Below are 19,028 nucleotides of genomic sequence, written 5' to 3'. Positions count from 1 at the left end.
GTGAGGAATAATAGGCATGATACGTGTTTTGTTCTTGGAGGATGAACCTACCATTCAGGAAGTTTTAAGTGAAGAATCTTCCATTTAGCGTTACCTTGGATACGAATCATGCTCCTGAGTATGAATGGGAATCTTTTTCAAAAAACCATATGATATCAGATACCTTCTACATCTCGGAAGCAAGAATCGTACAAGGGGAAAGCAGATATACTACTTATTTCGCCTTAACCATAACTGACAACAGTATTGTAGCTACCATTATGTCCGTAACCACACCGGATATGAAGGATATTATGCCTGTTGTCTTACAGAGCCTTCCAATGATTGCGGCAGTTGTAGCACTCTTCGTTCTCCTGCTCTCTCAAATTTTTTCCAAATGGATTATTACACCCATCATCAGACTTTCAAGGCATACAGAAAGTGCAAAACTAAGTGTGAATATGAATATCGTACCAATTAACTTAGGAGGTAATGATGAAATTACAAGCCTTAGTAGAAATCTAAATGAATTGTATGAGAAATTACGAAAAAATTATAAAGACTTAGAAGATAATAATGTTACCCTGTCTCTGGAAAATGAAAGGCAGGAGGTATTTTTACGAGCCTTTTCCCACCAGCTAAAGCCCCCCATCTCTGCTGCTCTTTTGCTGGTTCAGAGCATGTATGAGGAAGTCGGAAAATATAAAGATACAAAGTTCTATCTGCCAAAGGTAAAAGACCAGCTAATATCAATGCAGAAAATAGTGGAAGATATTATCTATCTAAGTCACCGTTCGGAAAATACACGTATGGAAGAACAAAATCTGGATGATATAGTAACGACAAGCCTAAAAGAATTAGATATTCCCATAACAGAAAAATCTCTCTATCTGGATATAGAAGGAATTACCGGAACTATAACGACTGATGCTGAGATGATGAAAATGATTATAGATAATCTGCTGAACAATGCTGTATTCCATACACCGGATAACGGTCATATTCATATCATCCAATCCGTTAAAAAGCTTCAAATTATAAACTATGGGACATCCATTCCTGAGAAGCTCCTGCCCCACATCTTCGAACCTTTTGTCACAAGTAATAACAGACAGAAGGGGCATGGGCTGGGACTGTATATTGTAAGGTATTATGCTCAATGCTTAAAATGTGAGGTTTCCGTTCATAACATAAACCATGGCGTGGAGGCTGTAGTGGTCTGGAAGTAACAAAAAATATCCGGGTGTTTACAAAATATATAATAATAAATGTGCCTTGATGTGGTCTGTATACCATTTTTAAGGCATTTTTTATTACTTAAGGTATGTGTTTAAAATATTTTTCCAGACTGATTGCCTCTATTTGTGGCAGACAAGAAAAGCTTCCAACTAAAACTTGCACAGCATACACATGGAATCTTCATTCCAAATTCATATGAAGTTGTTATTATCATATCATAAATGCAAGGCTATAATAAAATCCAGCAAAGGAGACCTATCCTGATGTCCCTTATCTTCTCCCGTACCGTTATGAAAGACTTAACCGGAGAAATTCGGACAACCGCTATGACCGGTTTATACATCAGCATTAGTTTAATCCTTCCTATGTCAATTCTCCTAATCGGCTACAGCGTAACCTATGCCCAGGAGCTAGAAAAGGATATCCCCCTGCGTATGCAGTTATTCGGCTTTAAGCAAAGCACTATGCTAGCTGCAAAGTTAATTGCGTATTTTATATTTTTGACCGGTGCTTTTCTAGTGTATACAATTATTGATTGTATGGTACTGGATATTAAGATGCCTACCTTATTTGCTGTCATATGCTACATAATAACTCTATATCTGTTAGGTATTATTTTCTTTATTCTGTCCCATAGCATTGCAGGAATTTTTAAGAAATTTGGTCCTACCTATGCCCTAACCATGACTCTCTATTTCGGCTTTATGATGTTAAGCGGTCTTATGGGCGTACAGCTCGAAAATCTTCCAAAGGTAATGCAGTCCATCGCCTATACCCTTCCCATGACCTACGTTAGCAGGGATTATATTGATTTTTGGCAAGGAGGAAGCTATAATTTTGCACCAGTTATACAGTCCTTTTTATTTCTGGGCGCGGTTTCCGGTATTCTATTAATGTACAGCATGAAACGAAACAGCCGTGTGAAAAAGTAAACTAGGCCATATAAAGAGGGTATCCCAAAAATAAATTTTATCTCAATTCTAGACAATACATAATATCTGTAACAGCTAAAAAATTATTTTGTGTTGAATGAAATTGAATTTAATTATTGGGACACCCTTTTTAACTGCATTTTTTATCGGCTATATGATTCCACACTTCCTTTAATCAGCCTCACCTTTATGAAATTTGAATCAATTTCTCTAACTTTTGCTTAGTTCCTTCTCCCATAACTTCTACAGAACTAAAATCATCTGAATTCGTAATAACAATAGCCGTAGTAATTGGAAAACCAGCTTCTTGAATTTCACTTATGGAGAAAGTCATGATTTGCTGTCCATTTTTTACAGTATCACCAACTTTTACTTGTTGCTCAAATCCTCTTCCTTTCATTTCTACCGTATCTAAACCTACGTGTATGAGCACCTCTGCACCATGATTACTTTTTAATCCAATGGCATGCTTTGTGTCTGCTATCTGAACAATGGTTCCGTCAAATGGAGCATATACAACACCCTCTGCCGGAATAATTCCCACCCCTTGTCCAAGGATGCCCTCTGAAAATACACCATCCGCAATGTTCTTTAATGCAATCACTTCACCGGTAATCGGCACATATATACATTCACTATTATTTATCCTTCTTTTTAATTTATCTAATAATCCCATCATATCTCCTATTCAATCTAGTGTAATTGCTTAAGCAAGGTTATTACCATTTGACTCTATTACTTTTTTATACCAATAAAATGAATCCTTACGCAATCTATTTAACGTTCCATTTCCCTCATTATCTTTATCTACATAAATAAATCCATATCTTTTTTTCATCTCTCCAGTTGAGGCACTTACCAAATCAATGCAGCCCCAAGGCGTAAATCCAATTAAATCCACCCCATCGCGAATTGCTTCATCCATTTGTTTTATGTGTTCACGTAAATAATCAATTCTATAGTCATCATGTATGGTTCCGTCTGCTTCCAATTTGTCAATAGCACCTAAGCCATTCTCAACAACCATAATAGGAATCTGATATCTGCCATACAAATCATTTAATAGATATCGTAATCCTTTCGGGTCAATCTGCCAACCCCAGTCGCTTGATTTTAAATACGGATTTTTTACACCCATTACAACATTACCGGAAGTTTTTAAGGCTTCCTCGTCAGCAGTACTGCAAGTACTCATATAATAGCTAAGGCTATAGAAATCCACCTTACCACTTTTTAGTATATCAGAGTCTTCAGCTTCCATCTTAATTGTAATGCCAAACTCTTCAAACATTCTCTCCGTAAAGTGTGGATATTCTCCTCGAACTTGTACATCTCCACAGAAATAATTCATTCTCATATCCTTTTGCGCCAGGAGAACATCCTCTGGATTACAAGTATATGGATAGATACAACCTCCGGCAACCATACAGCCAATTTTAAATTCCGGATTAATTTCATGCCCTAATTTAACTGCTTTGGCACTGGCAATAAACTGATGGTGCAAGGCCTGATATCTTTTTGCCAGCTGTTCTTGTGTATCCGGAAGTCCCAATACCTGCGCCGGGCCATCCTCACACTTAAAGCCTCCTGACAATATGTCACCTATACTCATTGTCAAACAATTGATTTCATTAAATGTAAGCCAGTATTTAACTAAGTCCTTATATTCCTCAAACAATGTGTTGCAATAGTGCAGGTAAAAATCAATACACTTACGATTCAGCCATCCATCGTATTTATCCATTAGGTGATACGGTAATTCATAATGGGAAATAGTTACTAATGGCTCAATTCCATACTTTTTGCATTCTTCAAAAACTGATTTATAAAAGTCAAGTCCCTTTTGATTCGGTGTAACCTCATCTCCACCGGGAAATATCCGTGTCCAATTAACAGACATACGAAATACTCGGAATCCCATCTCAGCAAATAATGCAATATCTTCCTTGTATCTATGGTAAAAGTCTATCCCTTCGTGGGATGGGTAATATGTGCCTTCTTGTATGGTATTCGTAAAATAACGATGGGTATTAACTGAACCGCCTGTCATATGATCGCAGACACTATCACCTTTCCCATCTTCATTCCATCCACCTTCAAACTGGTTCGCAGCCGTAGCTCCTCCCCATAGAAAACCCTTTGGAAAACTCATGTTTTTGCCTCCTATTTTTAATATATGCTTTCGCCTTTATATAGAATTAATGTAGTAATAAAAGTTACTATAAATCCGATAATAACACTTATAACCATATAAATAACATTCATATTTGTAGGTCCAATGAATCCTGCAACTCCGAAAATACCGGCACTTCCTGCAAATGCATAGGCATATACCTTCATGAATCCTGCAAATGCAGCTCCGCAGAAATTACCAATCATTGCCGCATATAAAGGTTTTTTTAATCGAAGATTAATACCAAACATTGCAGGTTCTGTTACTCCACCCACAACTGCTGTAACTGCACTTGAAAATGCTGTTGATTTCGTCTTTTTATCTTTACACTTTATTGCTACTGCTGCTGATGCTGCTCCCTGATTAATATTTGCAAGAACACCTGCAACACAAACGATAGGCTCATATGCAAAGGTTGCAAAGGATTGGAACATGTAAGGCACTAATGCTCCGTGCATACCTGTGATTACTAAAAGAGGGTATACTGCTGCCAGAATTGCAACACCGAAGAAACCGGTTGTATTATATAACCACATAATTCCTTTTGCTAAGTAAGTCCCTAAAAAAGCACCTGCAGGTCCAATCAGACATAATGTTAGGGGAAGCATTACTAAGATAGTTCCTAGTGGTACAACGATTGCTTTCACTGAATCATGTGAGATTTTTCTGAAAAATTTCTCAACATAAGACATTACAAAAACAGCCATAATAATCGGGAAAATTGTATTTGCATAAGTGGTACCATAAACAGGTATACTAAAAACCGACATTCCTACGCCTGCCGCAACATTTCCTATCAATGTTGGATGTATTAAGATTGCTCCTAGCAACATTCCCAGTCCCATATTTGTTTTAAATTTACTGGCAGCAGTTGCACCTAAAAATACCGGTAAGAAATAAAATCCTGCATCCGCTGCAAATGACAATACTGCATAGGTTGGCATATCCGGAGTTAAGAATCCAATCAACTCACCCAGTATAATTATAACTTTTAGCATACCCGCACCGATTAATGCAGGTATTAATGGCATTAAACTCCCCGAAATACCATCCAAAATAGTACTAATACCAAACTTTTTCTTCTTATCATCCAAGTTCTCATCTAAGCTCTTTTCAGCAGTCATTCCAGTTTTAGAACAAATTAGCTTATAGGCATCCCCCACGGATTGTCCTATAATAATCTGTAGTTGTTCATTGGACCATTGCGCTCCAATGACACCGGTAGTTTTCTGAATCTCAGCTAAGTTGACAATGCTTGTATCCTTTACGTTAAATCTTAATCTTGTCATACAGTGACCGAAATAGGTAATATTATCTTTACCACCCACCAGTTCCAGCACTTTCGTTGCAAGCTCTTCATATTTTTCTACTTTAGCCATATCTATTTCTCCTTTTCATTATTTTATATATTCAGTCAACTGCGAAGCAATAATTCTAGGGGTTAAAAGTAGGTAAAATCACTAAAATAAAAGTGACTTGCCACTGCGTCAGAACCTGTCATTAGTTACTTTGACTGATTCCGATACATAAAACAACCGTTTCGCAATTGTCTAATTTTAAGTTATTTACTAAATAAAAAAAACCGAAGAAACGCAGTTATCCTCTTGCGTTAACTTCGGTAATGCCTCCAATGGGAGTTACAATCCTTACGTTATTATGTTATTGTATTATTCTTTATAATTCGACTGATGTGTATCATCAGATATAAAGTTTCATCCTGTGTAGTTTGGGCATGGAGCTTTTCTTCAATAATCGAACTCACACCGATTGCACATTCATAAATCAGGGGATTCTCTTCTTTCATAGCTTCAAAAAGCACGCCATTATCATCTACAAACTGCCGTTTCTCTTCAAGTCGTTTTAAATAATATCTTAAGTGCATTATAAAACGGTTGTAGTTAAACCCCTTTCGGTCAATTGACACCTCAAACCTTTGTTCAATTTCTTTTGTTATAACTTCAATTAATGACTCGACATCAAATTTTGATGGTTGATTGATATTCTCTTCTTCTGCATTCACAAAGTGCATTGCAATGTTCGTTATCTCGCTTTCCGGCAATTTTACTAAAAGCTTTTTTTGAATTAGCTTCACTGCATATCTACCCAGTGATGTCTCTGTGGGATACAACTGCTCCACGTCATAAGAGAATAACATCTTCATCTTCTTGAATTTCTTTAGTCTCGTCAATGCAAAATTAATATGGTCAGCAAGTCCCGGCAAAAGGTTCGGATTGAGATTACAGTTCAAAGTAATCTGCGCCTTCTTCACAATCATGGCCGCTACCTCAAAAACTTCTTCCGGTATTTCTTCTAATAGCTTATAATAGCTTTTGTCCATTCTATAAAAGGTCATTGAAATAGAACTAAGGTCTGTTATCTGATATGGCATTGCCGGGAATCCAATTCCTTTACCAAAGGCAATCAATTCTTTTTTATTATCGTCTTCACATATAGCAACATTATTATTGATTTTTTTAATTGCCTTCATGATTATCCCTCCAGTCCTTTCTAGATAACAAAAAAACTCCTTGAACACATACCAAAATAAACAGGTAATGCCTCAAAGAGTAACAATCCTTACTTCTAGATTAAGTGTAATCGATAATACTGCTTATGTCAACGTGTCAATTTAAATCAATTTAGTCTTTATTTTATGTGCAATACTAACAAGTCCTTTTTCCAGATACTTGAATTGCTGTATAATCATGTAGTAATACTGTCGGGTCGTCGAATCATATGATACAAATTCATCCGGTATATCATCCGAAGCTTATAAGCCTTCCATGTGCCGGAAAGTCTGCGTGTACAAATAACCATTTTGTGTTGCTAATGTGTTGTCACGATACAAAAGCGTGTTTGTAACATCATTCCGTATAGAAAATCACAATTGCTACATACTTAGGACGATTGAAACACTTCCATTGTCTCATCACACCATTGAACCGCTGCTTCACTGGATATAATTCCTTTTCTAATAATTGCCTTCATAAAACAGGCTCTTTCCTTTGATATTTCTTTGATGCCTTGCTCCAAATTCTTTTGTAATATTAGATATTTATCAATATTCTTTTGATGTATTTTTTTATAATCTTCCAGCATTCGAATTACATTTTCCCTTGGTGCATCACTTGAAAATAATAATTTAAGCATAAATTCAGAACGTACCGGCTGTTGAATAGTTTCTTCCAGGAGCCATGCGTTAAGCTCCTGCTTTCCCTTCCCAGTTATGTCATATCGGATTTTCTTTTCATCCTTTTCCTTATCCACAATTTCAATCATCTCATCTCTCAGCAACATTTTCAATGTAGGATAGATATGTCCGAAGTTTTCATTCCAAAATCCTGACAGTACCTTGTCACTGTATTTCTTAATATCATATCCTGTACTAGGTGATAGATTCAATATACCCAGAATTGCATACATCGATTTATTTTTTAATGCCATTGTTAGTTTCCTTCTTTCAATCCATTAACATAATCTTCAAGTCTTAAAACAGTTTGTTCAAGATTGGCAGTATTTTTCATATCCAGCGAACTCTGCATACACCTTTCCTTAATTTCCACATCTGCTAGGAGATTTTCCGTTTTATCTCTTAATATTCCTGCGGACATCTCTTTCATATCCTCACATATTCCCAGTTTCATCGAAGTAAGGCGCTTAGCCACCATGTATTGATCATTGACCAATGGCAGCGCAAACATCGGAACTCCAAAATACAATGCCTCATTCACACTGTTAAATCCAGCATGAGTAATAAACACATCTGCCCTCTTTAAAATCTCTATTTGTGGAAGATAACTCTTTATGGTAAAATTTTGAGGAATTTCACCTAATTGAGAAACATCACATCTTTTTCCAATTGACATATATACATAATAATTTAAATCAGAGAATGCCGCAATACACATTTTATAAAAATCAGTAAAATCAGTATTTAAGCTTCCAAGTGAAATATAAATAAGCTTTCTACTTCCTATCACAGAAAGGTCCAAACAACTTTCTTCCTGTCTACTTTCAATTGATGGTCCGTTAAATAAATAGGTTGGCTCTTGAATGTTAGCATCTCCATTAAAATTACGGGTAGTATATACAATGTTCAAATCACCTTTGCTCGTAAAAACTTCTTCTAATGTAAGCTCTTCTATAGTATATTTTTTACAAATACGTCTTAATATCTGATTACAATTATCAAGCTGAGGATGAAATCCCGGTACAAGCATTCGTTCTGGTAATGGAGTTTTACTCATTGCAAAAGAAGAATGTGAACATACTACCGGTATCTTCGTAAGATGCTTCAAAAAACAGCCACCCCCGAAATAGGAATCGCAAATAATCATATCAAATTGATTTTTGTTAATTATATCCTGTATCTCTGGAAGCACCACTTCATCATATGAAAGCATATATTCCATCAACATATAAAACGGGTGTCTATCCGTCGGCTGATACCCTTTTAAAAAGGCCTCCAAATTATTACTATATCCAATCCATTTTGCACCCATATTTGTTACCTGCTCTGAAAATGGTTCTGAGCAAAAATAGCTTACTTGATGTCCCCTTTTAACCAATTTTTTAACTAATCCAAGTGTCGGATTAATATGTCCGTATAGATTTGCATTGATAAACAATATATCCATAGTTTTCGCTCCTTATATCACTCTGATATATACAATAATATATCAGAGTGATATATTTGTCAATTTTAATTTATCAGGAACTAGTAATTCTATAGTTCTAATCTTATGTTCGCCTGGATAAATCCGACTGCTCTTCTACACTTCTATACACAACATGCTCCACGCATGGCAGTTCCGCTTCAGCTTTTTTGTTGCCGTATTCTGCCTTATTAATTTTTTCTACAACCACCTCCACCTGTCTTTTTCTATTATCTAACCAATAATTTATAAACTGTAATTTAACTAATTCACAGAATTCATAATTGGATATATCAAGTGACATATTGTAAAGATTGTTACAAGCAAAACCGCAATTGTATTTTTCTGTAAATAGCAAAAAAGAGAAATGCTAGACATGATGGAATCGTTAGTCCTATGACAACAAGTAAATTGGTTATGCCTATATAATAACAAATCCAGCTCGAAAAATATAAGATACAGCACAATATTACAATACCAATCCATCTTGCCGCTTTCACTTCATTGTTCTCTTTTGCTAATAAAAATACATAAGATCATAATCATCAACACCTGACAGACCCACGCAATCATATCAATGTGCGAAGTCACTGAATCAGCTCTTAAAATATCATTAGGTGCTGGTATGATAAACTATATAAAATTCGGAATCATAATAATTAGAAACAGTATTAGTCCTCTGAAATCAAATCCTATTTTGTATTTTCTTAACATAATTCCTCCCTTCAAAATTCATATGTTGCATTTCTTCATTAACTCGACAAGCTGAAATTTGTCGGGTAGGTTGTTCAAAGTGAAATCGCGCATTTCTCGCAGAGATGAAGGGGTTGTAACTGGTATAATATACTAATCGTGGTATAAGTAGTATGATCTCGATACTCTCATAATAATTGATAAGCTCCTTTTCCAGTTTTCTTAACAATCCCTAAAGATTCTAGTTGATTAAGGACCCTCTGAAGCTGACGAGTGCTGCAGTGAAGATGAAAGGCTGTTTTTTCAAGACCAGTAAAGGAACCATCTTTACACCTATATTTCATATAATTAAATGTACGGCTTTGCAAGTCACTGGAAGAAGCATCACTTTTGGTAATTGTAGAGAGCGTGGTACATAGTTTTTCAGCAATTTTTCTTAAGAATACGTTGTCATTTAGTAGTAATTCACGGCACTGATCGATGGAGATTGCAATGCTTTTGGTAGGAGTTATGGCTACCGCATAGACAGCATCATCTGTGTTGAAGAAAAGCTGTTGTTCACCTATCATATAGTTTTCACCACAGTTTGCCAAAGAATAGAGGGTACCATCTTCACGAATATAATGAATATTTACTTCACCCTCAATGATGAATTGAATATAATGGTTTGATAAAAGGGGAGAACTTAAAAATTCTCCCTTTTCGTATTCTATAATGTATTTGGGGATATGAAGATTCTCAAAATAGGAATCTATATGGTGTAATTTTGTATAGGAAGAGATTACTGCTTGATCGAATAGTTGTTTCATAAAATATAAACTCCTAAATTTTTTACAACAAGACACATGTCTTGTTATTTTAAATTTATTATACGCTATAATACAATACGTTGCAAAAAAAATAGAATAAAAAGAGGAGAAATTCGAATGGGTAATTTAGATCTTGGAAAAGAGAAAATTAATAAATTATTAGTTGCATTCTGTATTCCGTGTGTAATTAGTATGTTAATTAATTCAATATATAATATTGTGGATCAAATATTTATTGGAAAGGGAGTAGGAACATTTGCTAACGCTGCTACAAATGTACTGTTTCCTTTAATTATTTTATTTAATGCAGTAGCAAGCTTAATTGGTATTGGTGCTGCGGCAAGTATGTCACTTAGATTGGGTGAAGGGAAGAAAGAAGAAGCAGGGAAAAGTGTAGGACAGGCTATCACTGTCATGTTTATTGTATCTGTTCTCTTATCAGTGGTTTCCTTCATTTTTTTACCAAAATTAGTTTATATGTTTGGTTGTACAGAAAATGTATATCAGTACGCTGTAGATTATGGAAGAATCATTATTATAGGAGCTCCTTTTATGATTGTGTATTCTGGACTCTCTAATATCATAAGGTCTGATGGAGCACCTCAGTATTCTATGATCATGTTAATTATTGGTGCAATCATTAATATTATATTAGATCCTATCTTTATCTTTGGATTTCATATGGGAGTGAGAGGCGGAGCATTAGCAACTATCATTGGTCAGATTATTACATTTGTTATTGCAGTTGTATATATTAAGAAGATTAAATCTGTTGACTTGGATAAGGATAGTTTTAAATTAGATCTTGGAGTATTCAAGACACTTAGTTTGGGAATTTCATCTTTTATTACACAAGGAACGGTGCTGGTATTATTTGTATTTATGAATAATATGTTGACTAAATATGGTTCATTATCTAAGTTTGGTGCTGATATACCATTATCAGCATATGGTTTAATGAGTAAAATCAATACATTGTTTATTTCTACTGTAATTGGAATTACGATAGGTGCACAGCCTATTATTGGATTTAATTATGGGGCAGGACAGAATGAAAGAGTTAGAGAAACTTTAAAGAAAGTAATCATTGTAAATTTCTTAATTGGTGTTGTATTTAATATTATCTTTTTCTTGTTTCCAAGACAGCTTGGTGGCATGTTTATTTCACCGAGCGATCCTAGTTATGACTTATTTATGGAATTCGTAGAGTTGATGTGTCACTCATTTCTTTTGGTTATTGCATTGAATGCTCTTGAGATGACAGGAAGTACGGCAATTCAATCTCTTGGTCATATAAAGAAGGCGACTATAATGGCATTTTTGAGACAGATTATCTTGCTGATTCCAATCTCTTTATTTTTATGTATCGGGTTACAAAGGGGAATCTATGGAGTTCTTTATGCAGGAGCGATTTCAGATGTAATTTGCTTTGTAATAGCATTATTCATCGTAGGATCCGAGTACAAGAAACTAGGAAAATAATAGCTAAAGAAAAAAGGATAGTGAACCCACTCTGCGAGAAATTCTAATTTGTCATTCTCATAGTTTATAAATACTGCCCTATTCCACAATGAAATTAGAGTCTGCAGAATAAGGACTATTTTTCTACATAAACAATTATATATTACTATTCTTAAAAAACGAATCTCTTTTTCTAAATATTTTTAAATGTTCACCCCTGCGATTCAACATTATTATCCTATCGTGATTCTAAATTCTGCTGACATTTTACTGACACAAACACTGGGAAGTCGCTTATTTAGCGGCTTCCCAGTGTCTTCAGGTCATTCAAACTCCCTGACCATTCGCTTTAAGGCGAATCTATTTGATATTTTTACTGTCATTTGATTGCTTTTTGTCCGCCAATTCTATGTATTATTTTGAGTATAATAAGCTTCGGGTATCATAACGGTATCATGGCGTGTTCTTGCTAATTAATTGAAATATTAGGATTCCTTACTCCATTGTTTTTCTTCTTCAATATTATGAATAGCTTCATAATGATAGGATTTTGATATTTTTCGTAACATCTCTCCTAATCTAAAATATCCATTTACTTCTGATTCTTCAGCTTTTTTATTATAAGCTTCTTCCAGCATAAATTCTGCCGAACCAGTTGGATCAACCCAATGCACTCCTCTTGAATTATAAGCTTCTGTAGAATATCCACTTCGAATATTCCCCTCAATATCATTTTGTAATATCTCTGCAATTTTTCTATCAATGAAGAACCTATCCTTGTCAGCAGGTGCATGGAACAAAGTATGTCCAAAATAAGTCATAGCAACTCCGTATCTATCCTTGTCTTTACTTACACCACTCACAGTATCAAACCAATAACTGAGCAAGGTATAATCCATACTTCCATCCTCCAATAAACCTGGAACTAATTTCCAAGAAAACAATAATTTATGACAGTGACTAGCTAATATTTTTTCTTGTTCAGTTAGATTTCTCTTTTCTTCATTTCTAGCTTTAAATGCTACTGATAGTATTTCCATAAAAAATTCTGGTTTAGTTGACAATTTTCGATATAAATATTTTGGTGTATGTTCACCATCTCCATCCAATATATTAAGGTATTTCCACTCTATCTCCACTATTGTTTCTTCATCGTCACATTCATTTTGCAACCTACCAATTAATTCGCCCAATTTGTAAGCATCTACTGGATCTGTATTTTGGTGACCTACATATAAGTTTAATGTATTATAAATCAATAAAACATCAAATTTCAATTTGTTATGAATACCTATATAATATATCAACTCAATCGATTTACTAATTCTTTTTACTTCATTAAGTTTTTTTACTGCAAACTCAAAGTATTCAATAGATAATTTATCAGCTCCCCATATGTCTATATTTTCCCAATAAAAGTTTTGAACTTCACCCGAAAAATTCTTCACTTCATTAATATTCTCTTCTGAAATCGGGAGAATAGCAAAAACTTTTATTTTTACCATTTCGCTATTAATTTTATTAAGTATTTTATCTAAATTAACTCTATTTTTATAGTATATTTCCAAAATAAATCCACGAACAAATTCTGTTTTCTTTAAAATATTGCTTTCCAACTTTTCTATTACAGATTTACTTTCTTTAGCAGTTAACCGAATATATGCCAAGCACCTTCCTGCAATATCTACTCTCTCTATATTTTCATTAAATTGATATACTGCTTCAACTCCCCCTTCCTTATAAATAATTTTTATAATCTCTTTTTGCCTTTCAAAAATACCTTTTTCAGCTTCTTCCCAATTATCTTTTCTATCAACCAGTTCATATTGTTCTTTACGAAACATTCTTTTGTTTTGAATATATTCATCGTTTGGAAAATAGTCTATTAATAAATCTTCCAACACTTTAATTGCTTCCTCTGGCAGTGCCCAATTTGAAGAACTATATTTTCGATGTTTTGTTATCAAATCCTCAATTTTGTTCCAAATAATTTCTTTTTCACTATTATTAAGTATTGGAGTACTTTTTTTGAATGTTTCGATAACTTCCATAAAAATTTCTACAGGCACATCATCAATTATATCAACAAACTGAAGTAATTTAGAACAATCTCCTATGGCATAGGTACATGCAATTCTTATATATGCTATGGTTAGCTCCCAAAATTCTTTATTCGTTACACTTTCTGGCAAAATATTGTTTTTCATATACTTAGCTTGTTGCACCGGATTTCCTATTGTAGTCTTTTTAGGCATTAACATCATCAATAAATTCCAGCCCACTTCTATATTCTCAGCTAACAAACCTTTAATCATGCCAATTCTAACATTTGGCTTAGCAGTAGTTTGAGGATACCACGGCAGAACAATTCCAACTAACGTAGGAAGAAAATCTAATCTAAACTCAGACAACAGAAACAATACACTACATGATTTTGCAAAATATTCTGAATATGATGCCAATTTTGCTAGTGTCCACCCTAATTGATATCCATATTTTGTTTCTGATATTCCCGTTTCCTTTTGATTAAGATAGTCAATAAATGAACTTTTTTTATTTCTTAATGCTTTTTCAAGTTCACTCAAAAATGTTTCTGGATTTGATTCCGCCAAAAGATCTAACTCTTCGGATAAACTAGCATAAACTTTCCAGTCATTACAGGTAAATATTTTTGTTATTTCCTTAGCTATACAGTTTTCTATCTTATATCTAGAACATGAAACAAACAACTCAGTATTATTTCCTGCAATTGCCATAAACTCAATTAATCCTCTGCGTATATTGTTTGAATAAACCTTCTTTTCATTCTTTAAATATACGCTACTTGCATATCTTTGCTCTGATGGTAAGCCGTATTTGGGGTCTACTTCTCCCCATATTTTTTGAATATTGAAAAAAAGACCATCTATATGTTCATCGTAAATCTCATTTGCAATTTCTTGCAATAAAGATAAGCGATTATTTATTTTCCATCTATTGTCAACAAGCTCTATGTTATCCTTGTTGCTCTCATAAAAAATCCTTATATCTCTAATAAAAAGATTATATGTTCCTCCATATATTTCTTCTATAACAGATAAATCACCAGTATTATTTTCGTTCCACTCGCCTACTAATGCAGCAACAACTATAGGTTTTATCTTAGTCATCGGATTATATGTATTAACACTTCTATATGCAATATATTCTTTATCATCAGGTCTTATTTTCTTTTTAGTAATCTCTTCACGTTCATTCTGCATCAAAATACTATTTCTACTACCTTGCCGTGTAAAAGCTTGTCCTTGATAAACTCCCGCTTTTACTGAAGCTTGGTCACTTTTTTCACCGATAACCGTTTTATTTACTTCATATATTCTTTTTATGTTTTCTTTACTTATAAAAATATATCCAAAAGTCTTCTCTTCGTATTCCACAGTACCAGTTTGAATACTTGGTCTCGGGTCAATATTATCAATCCAATTTTGAAAAATATTGTCATCTGTCCACTGCTGAATATCAATTCCTTTTAAGTATTTATTCTGATCTACAACACCGATGACAATTACTTTATCCTTTGCATATGCTTCTTCAGAATTTAGCATTGCAATTACATCTTTGATAAAATCATGCTTTTTATTTGTCATATACGGCACTTCTTTATAATCCAAATATGCACATTCAGAAGGTTTTAGTGTTAATATTTTTATTATTTCTTCTTCAATAAATTCCAATACTTCAACCTCCTGAATCTTTTTCATAGTTGTTATAATTAGTTTGTAGATTTTTTTGAATAGATAGCATTTTCAAGTATAATCTTTTCGTCATCACATAATCTTTTTAACCATATTTTCATCTGACCTTTCGCAACCTTAAACTGTTCTGACGCTTGTTCCAGACTCAACCCACTTCCTATATTTCCTACAATATAATCTTTAACAACTTCATAAATATCTTGCGAAATCACGATGTTTTGATTTTCTATTTTTTTATACTCATTTGAAGTTTCATTAACTATCGTAGTGGTTAGATTAAATATATCTAATTGATTGTAACTGCTTTCTTTTTTTGTTATCGAATCATATATTTTTTCATCGCTTAACTCATATGGAATAGCTCCTTTTTCAATAAGCTTTATATTTCCATTATATTCTTTATGATTCCAAACAAACTCTTTTGTCCAATCATTTTTTATATTTTCAATTGCACCAGCCCATGTTCCACCTTTGTTATAGTCTGAAGAAATAACAAACGCTCCATAAGCAGCTGCATATATATATTTATTTCTATTCATAGCTCTAGCCGCACTAAATCCTGCTTCTGGTTTTACATCTGAAATTAGTAATAATTTCTGCTGTAATATATTTTTAAGTACTTCTTTCTTCTTTATTTTAGCACTTAGTGAATCTGCAATGAATGATACAACAGCACTACCGTTTTCGATTGCGGTTATTTCCGATATTGAATCAACACCTTTTGCTCCTCCTGAATATACAACCAATCTTTCTTCAGAAGCTCTAGACACAAGTTTTCTTGTAAACTCCATTCCAGCTTGATCCACATCTCTTGACCCAACAACAGCAATTCCTATTTTCTTTGCCAAATTAATATCACCCGCATAAAATAAAATTGGAGGTGTTTTTCTTTTTAATTTTCTTTTTAATAGCACCGGATAGTCCGCATCAAATAACGTTATTACTTCTATTCCTTTGTTTGACAAATCATCAATTTCAAACGCAACAGCCCCACCACGCGATACCAATTTTTTTATTCGTTCAATTTCATTACTACTATATTTTAATCGAGTTAACATTCCCATATCATTGCTTAATACAACACTTGGGTCGAGTTTCATATCAATAACTTTGTCCAAAAACTGATTCCACTCACCAAGTGAGAACGGCTTCGCTGTATCGTCTTTATTAATTCCAATGTAGCTGCACAATAAAATTGCGCTCATTGCATTATCTGAAAATTTCATTTATTCATCTCCATTTCTACCTGCACTGTTTGCTAATGCAAAAGGAAAAACCCTCCCACTCCCATTCTTTCTTAGTTTATATCCACATACTGTAAATGTCCATCTAGAATCTACCATATCGTCTACCAATAAAACATTTTCATCATATACATGGCTCACCTCAAAAGAATTATATGCATTTTCATACTGCAAATAACTTGTATTTAATTCTTTTTGGCATCTATTATTATTTACTTTTTCAATTGCATCGTAATACTTTAATCCCAATCTTGAAGCCAGTCTCTCCGCAAAAGATTTTACCAATTCTGGTCTTCTAATGGATGGCACACTTGTTACCCATTTAATATTATTATCTCTAATAAAATTTTCAAGTAACAATCCCGATGCCTCCACTAATTTATCATCAAAAAAATTATCCTTATACTTGCCTGCTGATACAAGTTTTCCCCAACCAGCATCTCCATAATTACTTAATACTCTTCCTGTCTCGCATATTAATTCAGCAGAAATACGATTTCCTCCATCAATTCTTTCTCCAGATGGCCATTGTTTTCTTGCTTCAATAATATTAAAATCTTCTCGAATGAATTGTTGCGCCTTTAACACTAAGATCTCTGGTACTTCAACTTTTATCAATGGATGTCCAACACAATTTTCACATGATCCACATGCTTTTGCGTCCGTGTCATCCAAAATATTAGCGATATACTCCATATAACAGTTAACTTGTTTTGAAAACTCTTCTATTTCCAAAAGTTCTTTTTTTCTGATATTTGTTATTTCTCTACTCTTCTCTAAATCTGGTTTCCATATGCGTGTTGTCTTATAATATTGTTTATCTTCAACATAAATGTCCCCATTTACTAACAAATATTTTACACATGACTTAATTTTTGAAGGTTTCATATTAATATACTTTTCTAACTGAGTAATTCTGATTCCAGGATGTTGCATAACCGTATTAACAATAGTCTCCATCAGTTCTTCCGTTGGAAACGCTGAATCTATAAAATAATTATTAATATCATCATCTTCACCACCACATAATAATATCGCATATGCTTTATCTATTCCTCTGCCTGCACGACCGATTTGTTGATAATATGCAACTATATTCCCCGGTCTCTGAAAGTGAATTACAAATCCTATATCTGGCTTATCGAACCCCATACCAAATGCAACTGTAGCAACAAGAACTTTTATGGAATTATTCATAAAAGAATTAACTACTTCATTTTTCTTTTCTGCATCTAGTCCCGCAAAGTAACTTTCGCTACTAATTCCATTCTCATTTAACCATTTATTCAATAACTTACAATCATTCACCGTCAAACAATAAATAATACCTGTTCCTGGTATTTTATTTATATTTTGTAAAATCCACGCCATTCGTGCTTCTTTTGAATGTAATTCAATAACTTGCAATGATAATGATTCTCTCATAAGGCTACCTCTACTTATGAGCAATTTATCCCCTAATTGCTTTTTGATATCATTAACTACTCGATCATTTGCCGTTGCTGTAGTTGCAAGTACCGGAATATTTGACGGTAATCTATTAATAATATCTACAATTCTTCTATAATCTGGTCTAAAATCATGTCCCCAATCTGAAATACAGTGAGCTTCATCAACAACAAATAGAGATATCTGTGCTGCGAGCCTATCCATAAGTAACTTTTTAAACTCTGGATTAGATAATCGTTCTGGTGAGATTATTAAGGCATCGATATTACCTTTGCTCAATTGCTCCGTTATAGAGTCCCAATCCTCAGCATTTTCAGAGTTTATTGTTTCAACATTTAACCCAAGTTTATTAGCTGATTCAATCTGATTATTCATTAATGCTAATAACGGACTTATAATAAGTGTTATCCCTTTACCCCGTTTTCTCAACACTTTTGTTGCAAGAAAGTACACAAGACTCTTACCCCATCCTGTTTTTTGAACCACCAACAATCTCTTTCCGTCAAGAACACCTTGAATAGCTTCTTGTTGTCCATCTCTAAATTCTGCTTCTTTTCCATAGGTATTTTTTAGTTCAATAAGTAATTCTTCCATTTTTTCCCCCTCCATAATTCGATTTCTTTTCAAACTCAACTAAAAGTTCTTTCGATTTTTCTACAA

Annotated in this window: 14 protein-coding genes; 3 read left to right on the top strand and 11 right to left on the bottom strand. The window is 33.8% G+C overall.

What is annotated here, in order from left to right; translation table 11 throughout:
- The first annotated feature begins 68 nt into the window (after positions 1–68).
- Together acsn021_RS02455 and acsn021_RS02450 are read left to right on the top strand one after the other, a co-directional pair.
- Entirely contained in the window at positions 69–1,208 is a 1,140-nt protein-coding gene (locus acsn021_RS02455; RefSeq protein ID WP_184092665.1) for a sensor histidine kinase, read from the top strand.
- A 273-nt stretch (positions 1,209–1,481) separates the two neighbouring features.
- Positions 1,482–2,150, top strand: coding sequence for an ABC transporter permease (locus acsn021_RS02450; protein WP_184092666.1), 669 nt, complete (start codon positions 1,482–1,484; stop codon positions 2,148–2,150).
- A 187-nt stretch (positions 2,151–2,337) separates the two neighbouring features.
- Here the strand turns inward: acsn021_RS02450 and acsn021_RS02445 are convergent, their stop codons facing one another.
- The 8 genes from acsn021_RS02445 to acsn021_RS02410 all read right to left on the bottom strand — a co-directional run bounded on the left by acsn021_RS02445 (position 2,338) and on the right by acsn021_RS02410 (position 10,480).
- A complete protein-coding gene (locus tag acsn021_RS02445; RefSeq protein ID WP_184092667.1) occupies positions 2,338–2,826 on the bottom strand; it encodes a PTS sugar transporter subunit IIA in 489 nt (162 codons plus the stop codon).
- A 30-nt stretch (positions 2,827–2,856) separates the two neighbouring features.
- A complete protein-coding gene (locus acsn021_RS02440; protein WP_184092668.1) occupies positions 2,857–4,302 on the bottom strand; it encodes a glycoside hydrolase family 1 protein in 1,446 nt (481 codons plus the stop codon).
- A 17-nt stretch (positions 4,303–4,319) separates the two neighbouring features.
- The gene (locus acsn021_RS02435; protein ID WP_184092669.1) at positions 4,320–5,702 is read right to left on the bottom strand and encodes a PTS transporter subunit EIIC; all 1,383 of its coding nucleotides are present in this window, start codon (positions 5,700–5,702) and stop codon (positions 4,320–4,322) included.
- Positions 5,703–5,977: 275 nt separating this feature from the next.
- Positions 5,978–6,811 carry a PRD domain-containing protein gene (locus acsn021_RS02430; protein WP_184092670.1) on the bottom strand — a complete coding sequence of 278 codons (834 nt, stop codon included), beginning with the start codon at positions 6,809–6,811 and terminating at the stop codon, positions 5,978–5,980.
- A gap of 410 nt (positions 6,812–7,221) precedes the next feature.
- Complete coding sequence (locus acsn021_RS02425) at positions 7,222–7,767, bottom strand: PadR family transcriptional regulator (protein WP_184092671.1); 546 nt, start codon at positions 7,765–7,767, stop codon at positions 7,222–7,224.
- Between the two features lie 2 nt (positions 7,768–7,769).
- The gene (locus acsn021_RS02420; RefSeq protein ID WP_184092672.1) at positions 7,770–8,960 is read right to left on the bottom strand and encodes a macrolide family glycosyltransferase; all 1,191 of its coding nucleotides are present in this window, start codon (positions 8,958–8,960) and stop codon (positions 7,770–7,772) included.
- A 103-nt stretch (positions 8,961–9,063) separates the two neighbouring features.
- Complete coding sequence (locus acsn021_RS02415) at positions 9,064–9,336, bottom strand: hypothetical protein (RefSeq protein WP_184092673.1); 273 nt, start codon at positions 9,334–9,336, stop codon at positions 9,064–9,066.
- A 523-nt stretch (positions 9,337–9,859) separates the two neighbouring features.
- The gene (locus acsn021_RS02410; protein WP_184092674.1) at positions 9,860–10,480 is read right to left on the bottom strand and encodes a Crp/Fnr family transcriptional regulator; all 621 of its coding nucleotides are present in this window, start codon (positions 10,478–10,480) and stop codon (positions 9,860–9,862) included.
- A gap of 117 nt (positions 10,481–10,597) precedes the next feature.
- Here acsn021_RS02410 and acsn021_RS02405 point away from each other — a divergent pair, with 117 nt between their 5' ends.
- A complete protein-coding gene (locus acsn021_RS02405) occupies positions 10,598–11,962 on the top strand; it encodes an MATE family efflux transporter (RefSeq protein WP_184092675.1) in 1,365 nt (454 codons plus the stop codon).
- Between the two features lie 464 nt (positions 11,963–12,426).
- Here acsn021_RS02405 and acsn021_RS02400 read toward each other — a convergent pair whose 3' ends face one another.
- Genes acsn021_RS02400 through acsn021_RS02390 form a run of 3 tightly spaced genes read right to left on the bottom strand, consistent with a single transcriptional unit; the run spans position 12,427 to position 18,962 of the window.
- Entirely contained in the window at positions 12,427–15,654 is a 3,228-nt protein-coding gene (locus acsn021_RS02400) for an ATP-binding protein (RefSeq protein ID WP_184092676.1), read from the bottom strand.
- A gap of 38 nt (positions 15,655–15,692) precedes the next feature.
- Positions 15,693–16,901, bottom strand: coding sequence for a DNA-processing protein DprA (locus acsn021_RS02395; RefSeq protein ID WP_184092677.1), 1,209 nt, complete (start codon positions 16,899–16,901; stop codon positions 15,693–15,695).
- Positions 16,902–18,962: a RecQ family ATP-dependent DNA helicase gene (locus tag acsn021_RS02390; RefSeq protein ID WP_184092678.1), complete on the bottom strand. Its 2,061-nt coding sequence runs from the start codon at positions 18,960–18,962 to the stop codon at positions 16,902–16,904.
- Positions 18,963–19,028 lie beyond the last annotated feature (66 nt).

The sequence above is a fragment of the Anaerocolumna cellulosilytica genome (genome assembly GCF_014218335.1).
Taxonomy (GTDB): domain Bacteria; phylum Bacillota; class Clostridia; order Lachnospirales; family Lachnospiraceae; genus Anaerocolumna; species Anaerocolumna cellulosilytica.
Note: the sequence above shows the minus strand (reverse complement) of the source record. Positions and strands in the feature narration are given on the sequence as shown.

Bases quoted from the DNA above. Each gene is read 5' to 3' on its own strand.
- acsn021_RS02450 (WP_184092666.1), top strand. From the start codon at position 1,482: ATGTCCCTTATCTTCTCCCGTACCGTTATGAAAGACTTAACCGGAGAA.
- acsn021_RS02445 (WP_184092667.1), bottom strand. From the start codon at position 2,826: ATGGGATTATTAGATAAATTAAAAAGAAGGATAAATAATAGTGAATGT.
- acsn021_RS02440 (WP_184092668.1), bottom strand. From the start codon at position 4,302: ATGAGTTTTCCAAAGGGTTTTCTATGGGGAGGAGCTACGGCTGCGAAC.
- acsn021_RS02435 (WP_184092669.1), bottom strand. From the start codon at position 5,702: ATGGCTAAAGTAGAAAAATATGAAGAGCTTGCAACGAAAGTGCTGGAA.
- acsn021_RS02430 (WP_184092670.1), bottom strand. From the start codon at position 6,811: ATGAAGGCAATTAAAAAAATCAATAATAATGTTGCTATATGTGAAGAC.
- acsn021_RS02425 (WP_184092671.1), bottom strand. From the start codon at position 7,767: ATGGCATTAAAAAATAAATCGATGTATGCAATTCTGGGTATATTGAAT.
- acsn021_RS02420 (WP_184092672.1), bottom strand. From the start codon at position 8,960: ATGGATATATTGTTTATCAATGCAAATCTATACGGACATATTAATCCG.
- acsn021_RS02410 (WP_184092674.1), bottom strand. From the start codon at position 10,480: ATGAAACAACTATTCGATCAAGCAGTAATCTCTTCCTATACAAAATTA.
- acsn021_RS02405 (WP_184092675.1), top strand. From the start codon at position 10,598: ATGGGTAATTTAGATCTTGGAAAAGAGAAAATTAATAAATTATTAGTT.
- acsn021_RS02395 (WP_184092677.1), bottom strand. From the start codon at position 16,901: ATGAAATTTTCAGATAATGCAATGAGCGCAATTTTATTGTGCAGCTAC.
- acsn021_RS02390 (WP_184092678.1), bottom strand. From the start codon at position 18,962: ATGGAAGAATTACTTATTGAACTAAAAAATACCTATGGAAAAGAAGCA.